The 17,041-nt window shown below is 61.0% G+C and carries 19 protein-coding genes; 12 read left to right on the top strand and 7 right to left on the bottom strand.

The features are described 5' to 3' along the window. Window positions 1-48: 48 nt before the first annotated feature. The 4 genes from ACK59H_RS11770 to ACK59H_RS11755 all read left to right on the top strand — a co-directional run bounded on the left by ACK59H_RS11770 (window position 49) and on the right by ACK59H_RS11755 (window position 3,665). Window positions 49-738, top strand: coding sequence for a FadR/GntR family transcriptional regulator (locus ACK59H_RS11770; RefSeq protein WP_060479192.1), 690 nt, complete (start codon window positions 49-51; stop codon window positions 736-738). A gap of 139 nt (window positions 739-877) precedes the next feature. Next, window positions 878-2,212: an MFS transporter gene (locus tag ACK59H_RS11765; RefSeq protein WP_060479181.1), complete on the top strand. Its 1,335-nt coding sequence runs from the start codon at window positions 878-880 to the stop codon at window positions 2,210-2,212. Window positions 2,213-2,370: 158 nt separating this feature from the next. Beyond that, window positions 2,371-2,820, top strand: a complete 450-nt coding sequence (aroQ, locus tag ACK59H_RS11760; RefSeq protein ID WP_060479182.1) for a type II 3-dehydroquinate dehydratase — start codon at window positions 2,371-2,373, stop codon at window positions 2,818-2,820. Continuing rightward, window positions 2,817-3,665, top strand: a complete 849-nt coding sequence (locus tag ACK59H_RS11755) for a shikimate dehydrogenase (protein ID WP_060479183.1) — start codon at window positions 2,817-2,819, stop codon at window positions 3,663-3,665. The genes aroQ and ACK59H_RS11755 overlap by 4 nt, the downstream gene beginning before the upstream one ends. A 104-nt stretch (window positions 3,666-3,769) precedes the next feature. Here the strand turns inward: ACK59H_RS11755 and ACK59H_RS11750 are convergent, their stop codons facing one another. From ACK59H_RS11750 to ACK59H_RS11740, 3 genes are all read right to left on the bottom strand, one after another. Continuing rightward, window positions 3,770-4,324 carry a DUF4174 domain-containing protein gene (locus ACK59H_RS11750; protein WP_060479184.1) on the bottom strand — a complete coding sequence of 185 codons (555 nt, stop codon included), beginning with the start codon at window positions 4,322-4,324 and terminating at the stop codon, window positions 3,770-3,772. A 202-nt stretch (window positions 4,325-4,526) separates the two neighbouring features. Continuing rightward, entirely contained in the window at window positions 4,527-6,887 is a 2,361-nt protein-coding gene (locus tag ACK59H_RS11745) for a DNA polymerase II (protein ID WP_060479185.1), read from the bottom strand. A 63-nt stretch (window positions 6,888-6,950) separates the two neighbouring features. Next, a complete protein-coding gene (locus ACK59H_RS11740) occupies window positions 6,951-7,871 on the bottom strand; it encodes a LysR substrate-binding domain-containing protein (RefSeq protein WP_060479186.1) in 921 nt (306 codons plus the stop codon). A 160-nt stretch (window positions 7,872-8,031) separates the two neighbouring features. Between ACK59H_RS11740 and ACK59H_RS11735 the strand changes: the two genes are divergently transcribed. From ACK59H_RS11735 to ACK59H_RS11700, 8 genes are all read left to right on the top strand, one after another. Next, window positions 8,032-8,814, top strand: a complete 783-nt coding sequence (locus ACK59H_RS11735) for a YqcI/YcgG family protein (RefSeq protein WP_060479187.1) — start codon at window positions 8,032-8,034, stop codon at window positions 8,812-8,814. A 2-nt stretch (window positions 8,815-8,816) separates the two neighbouring features. Then, window positions 8,817-9,446 carry a LysE family translocator gene (locus ACK59H_RS11730; RefSeq protein WP_060479188.1) on the top strand — a complete coding sequence of 210 codons (630 nt, stop codon included), beginning with the start codon at window positions 8,817-8,819 and terminating at the stop codon, window positions 9,444-9,446. Between the two features lie 40 nt (window positions 9,447-9,486). Beyond that, window positions 9,487-10,581, top strand: a complete 1,095-nt coding sequence (locus tag ACK59H_RS11725; RefSeq protein WP_409264462.1) for a hypothetical protein — start codon at window positions 9,487-9,489, stop codon at window positions 10,579-10,581. Window positions 10,582-10,750: 169 nt separating this feature from the next. Beyond that, a complete protein-coding gene (locus ACK59H_RS11720; protein ID WP_060479193.1) occupies window positions 10,751-11,395 on the top strand; it encodes a hypothetical protein in 645 nt (214 codons plus the stop codon). 96 nt (window positions 11,396-11,491) lie between these two features. Beyond that, window positions 11,492-12,193: an AzlC family ABC transporter permease gene (locus tag ACK59H_RS11715; RefSeq protein WP_060479194.1), complete on the top strand. Its 702-nt coding sequence runs from the start codon at window positions 11,492-11,494 to the stop codon at window positions 12,191-12,193. After that, complete coding sequence (locus ACK59H_RS11710; protein ID WP_060479190.1) at window positions 12,190-12,504, top strand: AzlD domain-containing protein; 315 nt, start codon at window positions 12,190-12,192, stop codon at window positions 12,502-12,504. The genes ACK59H_RS11715 and ACK59H_RS11710 overlap by 4 nt, the downstream gene beginning before the upstream one ends. Further along, window positions 12,501-13,334: an AraC family transcriptional regulator gene (locus ACK59H_RS11705; RefSeq protein ID WP_060479191.1), complete on the top strand. Its 834-nt coding sequence runs from the start codon at window positions 12,501-12,503 to the stop codon at window positions 13,332-13,334. The genes ACK59H_RS11710 and ACK59H_RS11705 overlap by 4 nt, the downstream gene beginning before the upstream one ends. A gap of 199 nt (window positions 13,335-13,533) precedes the next feature. Further along, entirely contained in the window at window positions 13,534-13,761 is a 228-nt protein-coding gene (locus ACK59H_RS11700; protein WP_027593874.1) for a hypothetical protein, read from the top strand. A 256-nt stretch (window positions 13,762-14,017) separates the two neighbouring features. On the opposite strand, the gene ACK59H_RS11695 is transcribed toward ACK59H_RS11700, so the two are convergent. The 4 genes from ACK59H_RS11695 to ACK59H_RS11680 all read right to left on the bottom strand — a co-directional run bounded on the left by ACK59H_RS11695 (window position 14,018) and on the right by ACK59H_RS11680 (window position 16,985). Beyond that, entirely contained in the window at window positions 14,018-14,503 is a 486-nt protein-coding gene (locus tag ACK59H_RS11695) for a copper chaperone PCu(A)C (RefSeq protein ID WP_060478999.1), read from the bottom strand. Then, window positions 14,503-15,111: an SCO family protein gene (locus ACK59H_RS11690; protein WP_060479000.1), complete on the bottom strand. Its 609-nt coding sequence runs from the start codon at window positions 15,109-15,111 to the stop codon at window positions 14,503-14,505. The genes ACK59H_RS11695 and ACK59H_RS11690 overlap by 1 nt, the downstream gene beginning before the upstream one ends. A 196-nt stretch (window positions 15,112-15,307) precedes the next feature. Continuing rightward, the gene (gene nfuA / locus ACK59H_RS11685; RefSeq protein WP_060479001.1) at window positions 15,308-15,892 is read right to left on the bottom strand and encodes a Fe-S biogenesis protein NfuA; all 585 of its coding nucleotides are present in this window, start codon (window positions 15,890-15,892) and stop codon (window positions 15,308-15,310) included. A gap of 58 nt (window positions 15,893-15,950) precedes the next feature. Then, on the bottom strand, window positions 15,951-16,985 hold the full coding sequence (locus ACK59H_RS11680) for an acyltransferase (protein WP_060479002.1): 1,035 nt from the start codon (window positions 16,983-16,985) through the stop codon (window positions 15,951-15,953). Between the last annotated feature and the right edge of the window lie 56 nt (window positions 16,986-17,041).

Raw genomic sequence — 17,041 nt, 5'->3', positions numbered from 1 at the left:
ATGGCCGTAAAAAGCCAAGGTCATCGCCCTCCGACCGGTCTGAACAGCATGCACGACACCCTGCCCCGCGCCGTCCCCGAACAAGCCCTGCAAGGCATCCGCAAATTGATCGACGATGGCGACTATCGGCCTGGTGACGCATTGCCGTCACAGCGCGATCTGTCCGAGCAGTTGGGCGTGAGCCGGGCCTCGCTTCGTGAGGCACTGTCGTCACTCAGCGCGTTGGGCCTGGTCAGTGTCCAGCCAGGCAAAGGCGTGTTCGTACAAGCCTCGGCGCCTGCGTCGTCGAGCTTTGCCTGGCCCTACGCCGAGCAGGTGTCGGCCAGCGACACCTTTCAACTGCGCTACGCGCTGGAAGGTTTCGCCGCCGGCCAGGCGGCCCTCGCGATGACTGCGCACGACATCGACCGCTTGCAAGCGAACGTCGAAGCCATGCGTGTAGAGCTCAAAGCCGGGCGCTTCGAAGCCGCAGCGCAGTTGGACTTCGCTTTCCACCAACACTTACTGCAGGCGTGCGGCAACCAGGCCATGCTGCAAGTGATCACCGCCAGCCAGGACATCTTCCTGGAAAGCCAGAAACTGCCCTTCATCCGCCCGGAACGGGCGATGGAAACCTGGGAGGAACACCGCAAGATCCTCCGCGCCCTTGCCCGGCGCTCCCAAGCGGGGGCGCAGAAGGCCATGCAGGAACACATCCGTAATGCCGCCTCACGCACCGGCGTGGTATTCACGGTGTAACGCCCACAGGCATCCCGATGTCGCCCTCGACGATGCGCACACCCACAAGCACCGGTCTACTGGCCCTGATAACAACGATGGCGCACCCTGAGCGCGCCACACTCATCAAGGCTGCCTTTGCAAACCGGAGAGCTTGCGTATGTCCATATCGCATGAGGTACCCCCCGCCACCCTGCGCAGGGTCATCGCCGCTTCGGCCATCGGCAACTTCGTCGAATGGTTCGACTTCGCGGTGTATGGCTTTCTCGCCACATTGATCGCCAGCCAGTTCTTCGCCAGTGAAGACGCCAGCGTCGCCCTGCTCAAGACCTTCGCGGTGTTCGCCGTGGCCTTCGCTTTACGCCCGCTCGGCGGCATCGTGTTCGGCGCCCTTGGCGACCGCCTCGGGCGCAAGCGCATCCTGTCGCTGACCATCCTGCTGATGGCTGGCTCCACCACCTTGATCGGCCTGCTGCCGACCTATGCCAGCATTGGCCTCGCCGCACCTGCTCTATTGACCCTGGCGCGATGCCTGCAGGGGTTTTCTGCCGGCGGCGAATACGCAGGCGCCTGCGCCTACCTGATGGAGCACGCTCCCCGGAACCAACGCGCGTTCTACGGCAGCTTCGTGCCGGTATCGACGTTCTCGGCCTTCGCCTGCGCGGCGGTGATCGCCTATGGCCTGGAAGCTACACTCTCCACCGAAGCGATGACCGCCTGGGGGTGGCGCATCCCATTCCTGGTGGCCGCACCGCTGGGGTTGGTGGGTTTGTACCTACGCTGGCGCATGGAGGAAACCCCGGCATTTCGCGAAGCCATCGCACAGGGCAAGGTCCACGAACATTCGCCGCTCAAGGACACCCTGCGCAACCACGGGCGTGCGATACGTAACCTGGGTATGTTCATCTCGCTGACGGCCTTGTCGTTCTACATGTTCACCACCTACTTCGCCACCTACCTGCAACTGGTGGGTAACCTGACCCGCGCGCAGTCGTTGCTGGTAACCACCGTGGCGTTGCTGTTCGCAGCGGTGGGCTGCCCGCTGGCCGGGGCATTCTCCGACCGCGTCGGGCGACGCAAGACCATCGGGTTCACCTGCCTGTGGGTGATGGTCTGTGTATTCCCCGCTTACTGGCTGGCCAGTTCCGGCTCGATGCCAGCAGCACTGCTGGGGGTGATCCTGTTGGCGGTGGGCGCCTTGTGCAGTGGTGTGGTGACGGCGGCTCTGCTGTCGGAAAGCTTCCCCACCCGCACCCGCTACACCGCCTCGGCCATCACCTATAACGTGGCTTACACGCTGTTTGGCGGCACTGCCCCCCTGGTAGCTACCTGGTTGATCGGACAGACCGGTAGTAGCCTGGCGCCGGCGTTCTACTTGGTAGCCATCGCCCTGGTGGCCTTGGTAGGTGGCTTGGCTTTGCCGGAAACCTCGCGCATTTCGCTGCACGAGGAAGCCGACAGCGACATGGTGCCACAGGTCCCAATATCCAGCTGATAGCGGGCGGCGGCCAGTCAAGGAGAGTGAGCGGCGATGGGATGCAAAAAAGTCCGATAATCGCCCACTTTCCCCTGGGCGACAGCCGATCCAATTGACGGAATTAACCACCCGGTACAAACATAGGGGTATTCAACAACAACAAAGCGATACCCGTCATGACACCCCTCATTCTCGTGCTCAACGGCCCTAATCTGAACATGCTGGGGACCCGCGAGCCCGCCCAGTATGGCCATGAAACCCTTGCCGACCTTGCCCAGGGTTGCGCCGAAACCGCTCAAACCCATGGCCTGGAAATCGAGTTCCGCCAGACCAACCATGAAGGCGAACTGATCGACTGGATTCACGCCGCTCGGGGCCGTTGCGCCGGCATCGTGATCAACCCCGGCGCCTGGACCCACACCTCGGTGGCGATTCGCGATGCACTGGTGGCCAGCGAGCTGCCGGTGATCGAAGTGCACTTGTCGAACGTGCACAAGCGCGAGCCGTTCCGCCATTTGTCTTTCGTTTCATCGATTGCAGTCGGGGTCATCTGCGGCCTTGGCAGCCATGGCTATCGCATGGCCCTGAGCCACTTTGCCGAACTGTTGCGGGAGCCACGTCCATGAGCCAACCTGCCATCCTCGCCGGCCTGATTGGCCGTGGCATACAGCTATCGCGCACCCCTGCCCTGCATGAGCACGAAGGCGACGCCCAGAATCTGCGCTACCTCTACCGTTTGATCGACGCTGATCAGCTTCAGCTTGCAGACAGCGCATTGCCGCAACTGCTGGATGCCGCACAACATACCGGCTTCACAGGGCTGAACATCACCTACCCATTCAAGCAAGCGATCCTGCCGCTGCTCGATGAGCTGTCCGACGAGGCGCGGGGTATCGGCGCAGTGAATACTGTGGTGTTCCAGAACGGCAGGCGGATCGGCCACAATACCGATTGCCTGGGCTTCGCCGAAGGCCTGCGGCGCGGCCTGCCGGACGTTGCGCGCAAGCGCGTGGTGCAGATGGGCGCGGGCGGAGCAGGCTCTGCCGTGGCTCATGCACTGTTGAGCGAAGGCGTCGAGCAACTGGTGCTGTTCGAAGTGGACGCCGCACGTGCGCAAGCGCTGGTCGACAATCTCAATGGCCATTTCGGTGAAGGCCGGGCGGTGCTGGGCGAGAACCTCGCGGCTCAGGTCGCCGATGCAGATGGGCTGGTCAACACCACGCCGGTCGGAATGGCGAAATTGCCAGGCACGCCCTTGCCGGTCGAACTCTTGCACCCGCGCCTATGGGTGGCTGAAATCATCTACTTCCCGCTTGAAACCGAACTGCTCAAAGCAGCCCGCGCCCTCGGTTGCCGAACCCTGGACGGCAGCAACATGGCCGTATTCCAAGCCGTCAAAGCTTTCGAACTGTTCAGCGGCAAACAGGCGAATGCCCAGCGGATGCAAACGCATTTCGCCAGCTTCGCCTGACTAAACTTACCCTTCACGAGAGATAAGCCTGCTTGCGCGTCACACAGGGTGCGCAAGCAGCTTCCGCGACACACAACCAGCCAGCGCCTTCAGCACTGCTGGGCTCAGTCCTCCAGGGGTTTGGGAGGCGCTGCCGGTTTGGCGGGCTTGGCGCTCTTGCCCTCTTTACCCTTGGGCTCGGGCGCAGCCGCGGTCGTAGGCTCTGGAGCGACCGCCGCCTTCTCGCTGGCCGGCAGCTCATCAACTGCCTTGAAGATCGCCTGGGCGTCGAGCTTGTCCCCCGACTCATCATCCTTGAGCACGTGACGTTCACCGTCCAGGCCCACCAGAATCACCTTGGTACCCTTGCTGGCACCTAGCTTGAGCTCGCGAATCAGGGCCATGGTGGTCTGCTGTTCGAGGTTCTTGTCATCGCGCTTGCCCATCATTTGAGCAACGCTGAACAGCACCAGCTTGCGCTCCTTGAAGCCGGCCTCGGTTGCTGGATCCTTGAGCGCGTCGTTCAGCCCTCGCAGGGTGGGGTCGGCACTGCTAGGCGCGATAACGACCAATGGCCTGGCCTTGCCCAGTTCCTTGGCCAGTGGCGCGTCACTGTCGGCTGCTAACAACGTGCCGCTGACAGCGAGCAAAGTGGCGAGGGTCAATGACCGGACGAGCATGCACATCTCCTTATTTTCTCGATAAAACAAAGACTACAGATCATGGAGAAAGATCCGACTCGGGAGACTAAACCAACTCACAAGCCAGAGCGCTCACGCAAAAGTAACTTCGCGTGTCTTCCAGGATTTCGGGCATCCGAGAAAGTCACCATACCTGAACCTGAGCATAGCCCATCGACAGATCGCATGATCGACGGGCGGCTCAAAACAGCAGCAGTTGGCGATCGGTCAACGCAGCGAAGTCATCGCCCACAAACGGCAATATAGCGTCGGCCACCGGCTGCAACTGGCGGCTCAGATAGTGCTCGTAATCGATGGGCGATTGCAGGTTCTCCAGGGGCTCCGGGCCTGCTGTGGTGATCAGGTAACTGATCCAGCCGCCACGCTGATACTGCTTGGGGCGGCCCACTGCGCTGTTGTAGTCGTCCGCCAGCCGGGCAGCGCGCACATGCGGCGGCACATTGCGCTGGTAATCGGCCAAAGGCCTACGCAGCCGCTTGCGGTAAACCAGCAACTCATCCAGCTCCCCAGCCAAGGTTCGGCTTACGTAGTCGCGCAGGTAATCGCGATAAGGCTGGCCGCGGAAGATTCGCCCGTACAGTTCCTGCTGAAAGCGTTGGGCCAAAGGCGACCAATCGGTGCGCACCGACTCCAGGCCCTTGTACACGACGTCCTCGCTGCCATCGGCACGTTGCACCAAGCCGGCATAGCGCTTCTTGCTGCCCTCGTCGGTACCACGGATAGTGGGCATCAGGAAGCGCCGGTAATGCACCTCGAACTGCAGCTCCAATGCGCTTTGCAGCTTCAGGGTTTCCTGCAAATGCTCGCGCCACCACTGGTTGACCTGTGCCACCAGGTCACGACCAATACGCGCTGCGGCTTCTTCACCATGGGCGCCCTTGAGCCACACGAAGGTCGAATCGGTGTCGCCGTAGATCACTTGGTAGCCCTGAGCCTCGATCAATGCGCGGGTCTGATGCATGATCTGGTGCCCACGCATGGTGATCGACGATGCCAGGCGCGGGTCGAAAAAGCGGCAGCCACTTGAGCCAAGCACGCCGTAAAACGCATTCATGATGATTTTCAACGCCTGGGACAGCGGAGCGTTGCCGTCACGCTTGGCCGCTTCGCGCCCCTGCCAAACACGTTCGACGATTGCCGGCAGGCAATGTGCGCTGCGCGAGAAGCGCCCGCCCCTGAAACCTTCAACCGAGTGCGCGTCATCAGGCAGGCGCAAACCCTCGACCAGTCCAACCGGGTCGATCAGAAAGGTGCGGATGATCGAGGGGTAAAGGCTCTTGAAGTCCAGGACCAGCACCGAATCATAGAGCCCTGGGCGCGAGTCCATGACAAAACCACCGGGGCTGGCTTCTTCGGGGCGGCTGCCTAGATTGGGGGCGACAAAGCCCAAGCGGTGCATGTGCGGAATGTACAAGTGGCAGAACGCGGCCACAGAGCCTGCGCTGCGGTCTGCAGACAAGCCAGTCACCGAAGACCGCTCCAGTAGAAACTCCAGCAGCCGGGTATGGGCAAAGATCCGCGTCACCAACTCGCAGTCTTTGAGGTTGTAGTGCGCCAAGGCCGGCTTGTCTTCGGCAAAACGGCGATTGATTTCGTCCATTCGCTGGTACGGGGTATCGATGGCCTTGCCCTCGCCAAGCAACGTCTGCGCGACATTTTCCAGGCTGAACGAGGGGAAGCTCCAGGTCGCTGAACGCAGCGCCTCGATACCGTCTATCAGCAGCCGCCCGGGGGCATCGACGAATACGTGGCCACCCCCGGCATGGCTGCGCAAGGTCATCGGCGCCCCGTTGCGCCCCAACGCCAAAGGAATTTGCAGCAGCTTGGCGTGCTCATGTAGCACACGCAGGTCGAACTGGATCAGGTTCCAGCCGATGATCGCGTCAGGGTCGTGCTCGGCCAGCCACTGGTTGAGGCATGCCAGCAGCTCGCCGCGGTCGGCGCAGTAGTGCAGATCGAAGTCCAAGCCTGCGGCATCGCCATTGGCCGGCCCAAGCATGTACACCTGGCGCTGGCCACACCCCTCCAGAGCGATACTGTAAAGCTCGCCTCGCTCACTGGTCTCGATGTCCAGCGAAACCAGGCGCAACGCCGGGCGGTAGTGCGAGCAGGGCTTGAGCTGTGCATCGCACAGCACTCCGTGCTCATCCAGCGTGCCGGTGAATTGCACCGGGGCAGTGATGAAGCGCTCCATCAGGTAACGCTCAGGCGGGCGTATATCGGCTTCGAACACGTCGATGCCAGCGCTGCGCAGACGTTGCTCGAGTTGCAGCAGTTGGCGATAGTGGCGGGCGTACAGGCCAAGCATCGGCCGCTGATCGAAGTCTTTCAGGCGCAGCGGTTTGAGCTGCAGCCCCTGTTCCTTGGCCAGCAACACCCGAGCATGCTCGGCTTGCGCCTGGGGAATGAACGCCACCGACTCCTGCGCAGCCAGGCGCAGCAAACGGGGCCCGGCATCGGTGGCCAGCCAGAACTCCACACAGGTGCCGTCTGGCGTGTCATGCCAATGCCGGGTCAGGACAAACCCCTGCTGCAACTCCACCGCATCGACCTCTGCGCAAAAGCCTGATTCTACGCCAGTAGGTCGCTGCCGGGGACTCTGTATTCAGCCGTACAGGTAATCGATGTCCTTGTGGCTCAATGGCGGCACCTGGCCGAGCAAAAAATCACGCAGCTTGTGCATCTGCCGCGCCTTGGGGCTGCTTTTGAGCCAAGTCATGTAATAGCCGTCACCCGTCGATACCGCATGCTTGTAAGGCGTTACCAGCCGCCCGGCAGCCAAGTCGGCGCTGGCCAGGACCAGGTCGACCACTGAAATGCCAAGACCCTGTTGCGCCGCCGAGATACCCTGGTCCAGGGTGTCGAATACCTGGCCCTGATCGATGCTGATGTCCAAGGCGTCCATACGCGCCAGCCAGCGCCGCCAGTCTCGCCGATCCGGTGATGGGTGCAGGAACTCGCACTGGCGCAGGTCGGCCAGCTCCGGCTTGGCTTGCGCCATGTAGTCGGGGTGGCAAACCGGGATCAGCCATTCATCGAACAGCTTCACGCTGTCCACATCGGCTGGGAAGCGGCCATTGGCAAGCAGGATGGCGCAGTCGTAGGGTTCGGAGTAGAAGTCCACCGAGTCGATGTCCATCCACACGCTCGACAGCTGCACGCTGCAGTTGTCTTCAAGCTTCTTGAAACCATCCAGGGCACGCAGCAGCCAGCGTACGGTGAGTGTCGATGGGGCTTTCAGACGCAACCCATAGCGGTCCTGACGCAGCAATGCACAGGCATTTTCGATGATCTTGAAACCGACCTTGAGCTCCTGGGCCAACAGCCGCCCATGCTCGGTGAGGCTCAGTTTGGGGCCCCGGCGCTCGAACAGGTCGCAGCCGAACATCGACTCCAGGGTTTTAATGTGATGGCTGACGGCCCCCTGGGTCAGGGCCAATTCCTCGGCAGCCCGGGTAAACGAGCCATAGCGCGAGGCAACCTCAAAGGCCCGCAGGGCATGCAGCGCTTGAATCCGTTCCGACATGATGCCCCCAAAGCATGAGTAAGACTAATAGTAGGTCATAGTTCCACGCGTTTTACAACGTGAAGAGCGTCTCAGAAAATGCAGAAAATTAAAATGATATGTCACCAATCTGCCTGCATATGAGTGTAACGCTCGTTTATTTCGAACTCCTGGGGAAATCATGTTTACGGGTTATGGAAACTGCTATCGCCTGGATGCGCTAGAGCTGGCCGATAAACATGAACGGAAGCATCAGCATTGGACGCAACAAACTTTGCAACATTTTCGCAACGTGCTCGCCAACCCTGATTTTCCGTGCCTGTTTGGGCGCAAAGCGGTCGCAGGCGCCTCCTGCCACATCCTTTTCGCCCGCGCCGAGCAATTGGCCGATGACATTGCCCAAGGGCTGGCCGAGTACATCCGCACCATTTCTCCGGTACCGATCAAACAACGCATCGGCAGCCCACTGGTGGTGTTTCTCGAAACCGATCCCGCCAGCAGCCTGGCCGAGCAACAAGCGCTGGCCTGGAAAGTCCTGCGCGGCGTACACGCTCGAGACCCACATCCGTGGCCGCAAGCGATACCTACAGATCCGCACGACAACGCTTGGTCGTTCTGCTACGCCGGCATGGCGCTGTTCATCAACATGAACTTCCCTGGCCACCAACACATGAAAAGCCGCAACCTGGGGCCGCACATCACGTTCGTTATCAACCCTCGGGAAAACTTTGACGAGGTGGCCAATGCCGCTACCGAAAGCGGGCAACGCATTCGGGCACGTATTCGTGACCGCGTGCGCCATTACAACGATGGGGTCATGCCCGAGAGCCTGGGCTTCTTCGGCCATGACGACAATTTCGAATGGAAGCAATACCAGTTGCAGGAAGCAGGCTCGCTCAATCCGTCGCGCTGCCCCTTTCATGCTCAATCCCATGCAACACCCGACATACTGACCGAGAACTGACCGTGAATACCGCACTGACACTGACTTACGCACTCACCGTCCTGCTACTGATCGCAACCCCAGGCCCGGTAGTGGCACTGATCGTCAATACCGCCGCCGCCTCCGGTTCACGAAAAGCCATCTTCACCGCCGTCGGCACCAACTGGGCGTCACTAGTACTGATCGGCGCTGCAGCTTGGGTCATTCTCACCAGTGCCGCCATCGACAAAACCTGGCTCAGCGCCATGAGCTTGCTGGGCTGCCTGTTCATAGGCTACATCGCCGTTGGCACCCTGCGCGAGAGCCTGCAGGCACCAGCTGTCGACGAGGTGGCAATTGCGCCAGCGAAAGCCACGCGCGGCGGGTTGTGGCAAGGTTTCATGGTGGGCATTTCCAACCCCAAGGACATCATTTTCTTCATCGCCTTCTTCCCGCAGTTCATCCAGATCACCGAGTCGTTCGGCAAGAGCATGGTGGTGCTGTCACTGCTGTGGGTGCTGATCGATTTCGCCGTATTGAGCCTGTACATCTTCGCCATCGGCAAGATCACCTCCCAGCGCAGCAACCGCCTGATTTCCCTCGCGTCAGGTGTGGTCCTGCTGCTGATTGCCGCGGGTGGCCTGGCTTACAACCTGAAGGCCCTGGCCGGCTGATCGCCAGCCCTGGTGCAGTGCACGCTTGAGAGGAGCCACCATGAAATCGTGCGTAACCGCCACATATGGACCAGGCCCCGTTTCTGCGCTGCATCAGGACTACCAGCGTTTTCTACAGGCCAACTACCGCCGCCCACTGCATAAGGTGCAGGCGCACCCAAGCAGCTTTCGTTCGCCCACCGTCAACACGGATGCCGTGGGTTTGCGCTACAGCCATTACGCTGGCAAGCGTTTTTCCGCCGTCGAACGTGGCAATGCGCCGCGCGTCAACTTGCTGATAGGTGGCTCGGCCGCTATGGGTGTGGGCGCCAGTTGCGATGAACACACCGTAGCCTCGTACCTGTGCATGCTCACCGGTGAGGTATGGCTGAACCTAGCCGGTTGCGGGTTGAACGCAAGTCAAGAACTGCTGCTGTTTCTCACCCATCAACACCGCCTTGGGGAAGTTGGCCATGTAGTGTTGCTCAGCGGCCTGAACAGCCTGGCTCATGAAGCCCTGGACGAAGTGCTGGCAAGCCCGAGCGCCCCACCGCTCACGCTGTTGCACCAAGCCTACTTGAACACTTTCCATGAGGGCACCCCGCCAGCGGCCCCTGCTCGCAGGGCGCCACTGTGGCAACGGCTAGGCCAGGCACTGGCAACACCGCGTGATGAACATGCTGGGGACTGGCAGCTAAGCGCCCCGGATGAACGCCTGGCACGTGCCGCTGACAGCATCGGCCGAACCTTGCGCCAGTGGGAGCAAGTGCTAGCTGATAGCCACGCCACCCTGACCTTCATCCTCCAACCTCTGCTGCCCTGGTGCCGGGAAACTCTGCCAACCGGCGAGCAAAAGATGATGCCGGCCCTGCAGCGCCAGCCTGGGAATTTCGAGCGTTTGCTCGAAGGTGTACTCGACAGCCAACTGCACATGGCTTTCTTTCGCCGCATCAAACGCCAGGCAGAACCAGTCCCCTGCTACGACATGAACAGCATGCTCAGCAGCTCTGCGGCGTTCGGCGCGGACCTGTTCGTCGACCGCCTGCACCTGAACGATCTGGGCAACAATGCACTGGCCAAGGTGATCACCGCCAAACTGGGGCTGGCTCAGGAACGCCATGCGCCGCACAAGATCACACCCATCAACCTGGCCTGAGAAATGACGGGTGGGGTATCGGATTAACCCCGCGCTTGGCTAGAATACCCCGTCGTTCCGATTCGCCTGAGGCGTACGCGCAGTTGTGATCAATCATCAAACCGTACTTCCCTGCTTGGCACGCTGGCCTGTTCTCCTGGTCAGCGCCCTCCTTGGTACACTGGCGCCGATGGCTGCACGGGCGGCCGAGGTGCGTATCGATCCCCATGCCGATTTGCTCTACCGCCAGGCGCTGCCGCTGCTAGAGCAGGCCGACACTCAGGATGACAGTGCGATCCTGCGCACGGCGCTGGGCAGCGACCCTGAGCTCAATCGCCAGGGCCGGGCCATGGCCCACACGCTTCCGACCGCGGTAGCCCTGCTGAAAAAATCGGTAGAGCTGGGTCATCCGGTGGCCCAGTACCGTCTAGCGCTTTACTACACCACCTACTTGCCAGCCGCACAGATCGCCGACGCTGCCTGCCCGCTGCTCGAAGCCAGCCTCAAGCAAGGTTTTGCGCCACCGGCAACGGCCATCGCCACCTGGTGTTCACCGTACAATGCCAGCCCGGCCTACCGTGAAGCGCTAGAAGCGATCCCTGGCATGGCAACGCTGTATGCGCCCTACTACCCCCAGCCGGCTACCCGATTAGCGTGCAGCCGCAGCCAACCACAAGGGTTGCAGATGCAGTGGGGCCGCCAACGCGATTATCAGGCCGAGGTCTACCAATTGCTGGGTGGCCTCGACCCGCAGCACCGCCAGGCACTGTTGCAGAAAGCCGTGGAAATCAACGGCTGTGCCGCAGCCCAGCAACGGCTAACCAGCCAGCGCTAGGCGGTAATTCCCCCCAGCAAACCAGCAAGATCGTTCAAGCCAGCCGTTCGATGCTCTGTCATGCTGCACTGCCTAGCACAGTGTGTCGCAGCCATCATGCCAAGCCCCTCCCCCGTCGCTCGCCAAGCCTTTGTCCACGGCGCCATTGCCATCCTGCCGCTGTCGCTGGCGGTGGCCCCTTGGGGGCTGCTCGCAGGCTCGATGGCCATTGAGGCCAACCTCAGCGCCTGGCAAGGCCAGGGGTTGTCAGCCATCGTCTTCGCCGGGGCCGCGCAGCTGGTGGCGATCGGTATGCTCAAAGGGGGCGCCAACCTGTTTTCGATACTGCTGACCACACTGTTGCTGACGTCTCAGCACTTGCTCTATGGGCTGTCCATGCGGCCGGTGCTGGCGCCCCAGCCGTTGCGCTGGCGACTAGGGCTGGGCTTCTTGCTCACTGACGAATTCTTCGCCCTCACCAGCCATTACGACCAGCAGCAATTCAACCGCTGGTATGCATTGGGCGTGGGCCTGACCTTCTACGTCGCCTGGAACCTGTTCACCCTGGCCGGGATCGTGTTGGGCCAGAACATCCCACACCTAGACAAGCTCGGTCTGGACTTCTCCATCGTTGCAACCTTCGTCGCGTTGATTGCACCGGTGGTGCGCAACTTACCCACCGTGGTATGTGTGGCGGTGTCACTGCTGTGCTCGGTGCTGTTCAGTTATTGGCATTGGGAAACTGCGTTGGTCGCGGCAGGCCTGCTGGGCATGTGGGCAGGCTTCATCTGCCAGAAACTCACCGGAGGCCGCGCATGATCTGGCTGCTGATCTTCGCCATGGGCGCCGTGGTTTTTCTCAACCGCTACGCCTTTCTGGAGCCACGCTTGCCGCTGCGATTGAGCTCCAACGCCCGGCAGTTCTTAGGCTTTGCCGTGCCCGGCATGCTCACCGCGATATGCGGGCCGATCATTTTCCTGCCTGGCCACCAGCTCGATCTGAGCCCGCTGAACCCGTATCTGCTTGGCGCACTGGCCGCCGTGGCACTGGTACTGTTGACCCGCAGCGTGCTGCTGAGCATGCTGGTGAGCATGTTGATGTTCTTTTTGCTGCGCAGTTGGCTTGCATGAACACGCCCCTGCGCGAACAGACCCACCTGTGGCAGGCGCCGGCCTTGGGCGACGTCGAGATGCTGCATGCCCGTTACTTCCAGCAGCGCTTTGCCCCCCATGTGCATGAGGGCTATGTGTTCACCGTGATCGAATCCGGCGCCCAGCGCTTCTGGCACCGTGGTACTGAGCACCTGGCGCCGGTTGGCAGCATGGTGCTGATCAACCCCGATGAGCTGCACACTGGCGCCACTGCCCACGAAGCCGGCTGGCGCTACCGGGGTATCTACCCGGAACATGCGCGGGTAACCGGCGTGCTGGATGAACTGGAACTGGGCCGAAACGGCATGCCACGCTTCAACGACAGCGTGATCCAGGACCCAAGCCTGGCGCGGGCGTTCAGCCAGTTGCACCAGCTCTGCGAAGCCGACGCCAGCGCCCTGGAGCAACAGACCGCTTGGCGCCAGGCAGTTTTGGCACTGGTGCAGCGCCACGGCCATTGCCGCGAACCGGCCGCTCCAGGCAAAGAACCGCTGGCAGTGGCCCGCGCGCGCGAACTGCTGGAAAGCCAGTTGGCAGCCCCTCCTTCACTCGACGCACTGGCAGCTGCGGTCAATCTATCGCCGTTCCACTTTGCCCGCGTGTTCCGCCAGGCCACGGGCCTGCCGCCCCATGCCTGGCTCAAGCAGCGGCGCTTGGTGCGGGCCAGAGAATTTTTGAAAAGCGGCTTGGCGGCCTCTGACGTAGCGTTCGCCCTAGGCTTTGCGGATCAAAGCCACTTGAGCCGGCAGTTCAAGCAGGCTTATGGGGTGACGCCTGGGATGTATCGAAGCGCCTGCCTGCACAGCTAGGCGCTGTGTCAAAGCCTTCATTGATGCAGGGGCGAAAGCAGCCTAAGAATGCTCATTTACACCTCGCAAACTCAACTGCCTGCGCCTTGCCTGACCGTAGCCCCAAGGATGTTCATACAGGCCTTGAGGTCTGTGGTTGCCCATCAGGCAAGCCTGCCACCCACTGCTACACTGAAAGAGCTAAACGGAGGATCCCGCCATGTCCGAACGAGAGCTCACCACCCTGATATCGCTGATGAACCAGCGCCAAGCCTGCCTGAGCAGCGCCTGCAAGGAAATTGCCGACTGGATCGACCGCCAGGGCGATGTGCCCGCAGCGGGCAAGATCCGCGCAAGCCTTAAAGCGCTGGAAGCTGATGAGGCCCAGGTGCGCAAGACCCTGACCTCGCTGACCCTCGACAGGCCACTGCCACGCTTTCGCAGCTGATCAGGCATCACGATGAAAAAGGCCGCTTGCGCGTAATGCTGTTCACTTGAACCTAGAGGCTCGGCGTGAGCTCTTCGGTGGAGCGCAGCTCGCGATGCGCCGCGCGGGCGGCGCTCGATCTCACAGGCGCTAAAAGGCTCAAATTGAACCCCAAAAAATCCGACACCAGATCACTGGTATCGGATTTTTCGACCCCACGCCTGGACTCAAATGCGTAAGTGAACAGCATTAGCCGCTTGCGCGGCCCTTTCGATTGTCAGTGATTCATGTGCATGTGGTCATGACCGCCTGCCTCAGCGTTAAGCGGGCGTACCTCTGCCTGAACCTGCAGAGTCTCTTTGCTACCCTTGGAATCCTCGATGGTCAGCGTCAGCGGCACTGTCTCGCCTTCCTTCACCTGTTGGGTGAGGCCCATCAACATCACGTGGTAACCGTTAGGGTCAAGGCTCACCGGCTTGCCTGCTGGCAGCTCAACGGCTTTGACCTCCCTCATGCCCATCACATCGCCATTCATGGTCATCTCGTGCACCTGCACGGTCTTGGCTACAGGCGAAGCCACGCCTACCAGTTTGCTGTCGGTGCTGGCGGTCAAGGTCATGAAGGCGCCGGTGGACGGCTGGTGTGGCACGCTGGCACGCACCCACGCATCGCTCACGCTAGTCTGGGCCAAAGCAGGCAGGGCCAAGCCCAGTAGCGCGATCGCAGCCAAGCTGCGCTTGATCGGTTGCAGTGATACAGCCATTAGCAAATCTCCATCAGAGTAGTCAGGTCTTCAGCGCATTCCTTGGCATTGAGCGAATGCCCCAGGCTCAAACGCAGGGTGCCACGTGTATCGTAGACGTAGCTGGTGGACGAATGTGAGATGGTGTAGGTGTCACCCGCGGGGACCTTCTCGTAGAACACCCTGAACTCTTTGGCCACTGCTGCGATTTCTTCCGGGGTCCCGGTCAGGGCAGTGAAAGAAGGGTCGAACGCCTTGACGTAAGCGTCGAGCACTTGCGGGGTGTCGCGCTCCGGGTCCAGGGTGATGAAGACCACCTGGAAGATCTCGCGGTCGCGCCCGCGCAGCAGCTTCTTGATCTGCGCAGCACGCGCCAGCGTGGTCGGGCATATGGCCGGGCACTGGGTAAAGCCGAAGAAGATCATCGGCATGCTGCCGTAGAAACTGGACAAGGTACGGACATTGCCCTGAGGGTCCTTGAGGCTGAACTTGCGCCCAAGAATCTCGTTGCTCATGTTCTTGCCGTACTTGAACTCGAGCCCACGGGCCGGGTTGCAGCCTGCCAGCAGGCCAAGCCCGAGAACGCCCATCCCGGCGACAACCGCGCGCCGGGTCAACAGATCATTCATGGAACCATCCTTTACAGGGAAGGTGCCGGCCCTCGGGGCGGGCCGGTCGAAAACCGGGGCATTCTTGCATGACACCCAGTGGGCTTCTACCCGACCAAGGCGCAGATGGCCCACAGCCCTTTAAACACGGGCTGCGGCCTGTTGTCGCAGGGATTGAAACCGTAACACTTTGTTGCTATGCCTTGACCTCGAAAGATCAGTAGTAGGCATTCTCTTTCTGGCTGTGGTCGGTCACGTCACGCACGCCTTTGAGCTCGGGAATACGCTCGAGCAACGTGCGCTCGATACCTTCCTTGAGCGTAACGTCGGCCTGGCCGCAACCCTGGCAGCCGCCACCGAACTGCAGCACGGCAATGCCCTCATCGACTACATCCACCAGGCTCACCTGGCCGCCGTGGCTGGCGAGCCCTGGGTTGATCTCAGTCTGCAGGTAGTAATTGATACGCTCGTTGATCGGGCTGTCTTCGTTGACCATCGGCACCTTGGCGTTCGGGGCCTTGATCGTCAGCTGGCCACCCATGCGGTCGGTCGCATAGTCCACCAGCGCGTCTTCCAGAAACGGAACACTGACCGCGTCCAGGTAAGCGGTGAAGCTCTTGAGGCCAACCGGCTCGTCGTCAGGCTTTTCTTCGCCCGGCTTGCAGTAGGCGATACAGGTTTCAGCGTACTGGGTACCTGGCTGGGTGATGAAAATACGGATGCCAATGCCAGGCGTGTTCTGCTTGGACAGCAGATCGGCCAGGTAATCATGGGCGGCGTCAGTAATGGTTATAGCGCTCATGGAAGTTCCTCACAGACTTGCGGCCAAGTGTACGCCAACCTGGCCTTCGAACAAAGTCCTAGTATTTGACTCGGGAAAGCACAAGCGGGGCAGTCTGCCCCCGCGGGGCCGCCAGCCAAGCCTGCATCCGCCGATACAGGCCGCGCTCTAGCCACTGATAGCTGAGCCACGACATCAGTCCAATTGACGGCACGCAAAGGGCAAATACCCAGTAGGGGTTCAGGTGCAGCCGCTGGCTGGCGAACCAGCCGCAGTACAGCACCAGTACATGGATCAGGTACACGGAGTAGGAGCAGTCACCCAGCGCTTTGCACACGCGGTTGCCCTTGAACCAAGGCTCCAGGGCGATGAATGCCAATACCACCATGGCGCTAGGCAGCCCCCAGTGCAGCAGCCGCTGGGAAGCATCCAGGTGATAGATCGCATAGCCGGCCACGCCAAGCACGGCCATCGGCAGCCACAGGCCCTGCCGAATCAGCCCGCGCCGATAGAGCACGCCGATACCGATACCCAGCAGGAACTCGTAAATGATGTCGTTGTTGTAAAACCGGCTCAACACGCCCGTGCGTCCCAGAACTTCACTTGCCAGCAGCAAGCCGGCAGTCACCAACCACAGCTGATGACGCTTGCGGACCATGAATGCCAGGCCGAACAACAGGTAGAAGAACATCTCGAAGTTCAGCGTCCAACCGACGTTGAGGGTTGGATAAAGGCCATAACCGCCGGGGTTTTCCGCCGGAATGAACAGCAGCGACAGCAACAGATGATGCCAATCGAACGACTGATGTGGCATCCAGTTGCCCAAGCCCAGCAACAGCGCGGCCATTAGCGCGGTATAGAACCAATAGGCCGGAATGATGCGTAACGCCCTGTTGAGTAGAAACTGCTGCGGTTCGATGGGTTTGTCGCGGGTCGAAAGGTAGATCACCAGCCCGCTGATGACGAAGAAGATGTCGACGCCAACGGCGCCTCGGTCGCTCAACAGTTGGCCGATGGGGCCGGTGGCATGGAAGTCGAAGAAGATCTGCATGAAGTGGTGACAGACCACCACCCAGGCGGCGAACGCCCGCAGTGCCTGAAGCGAATACAGCATGGAATACCCTGCGATTTTCCGGTGCATTGAGGCCTCGGGGCTGCACAGCAACCCCG

Origin of the sequence: Pseudomonas sp. KCJK9000, assembly GCF_046230725.1 — a bacterium.
GTDB lineage: Bacteria > Pseudomonadota > Gammaproteobacteria > Pseudomonadales > Pseudomonadaceae > Aquipseudomonas > Aquipseudomonas promysalinigenes.
Note: the sequence above shows the minus strand (reverse complement) of the source record. Positions and strands in the feature narration are given on the sequence as shown.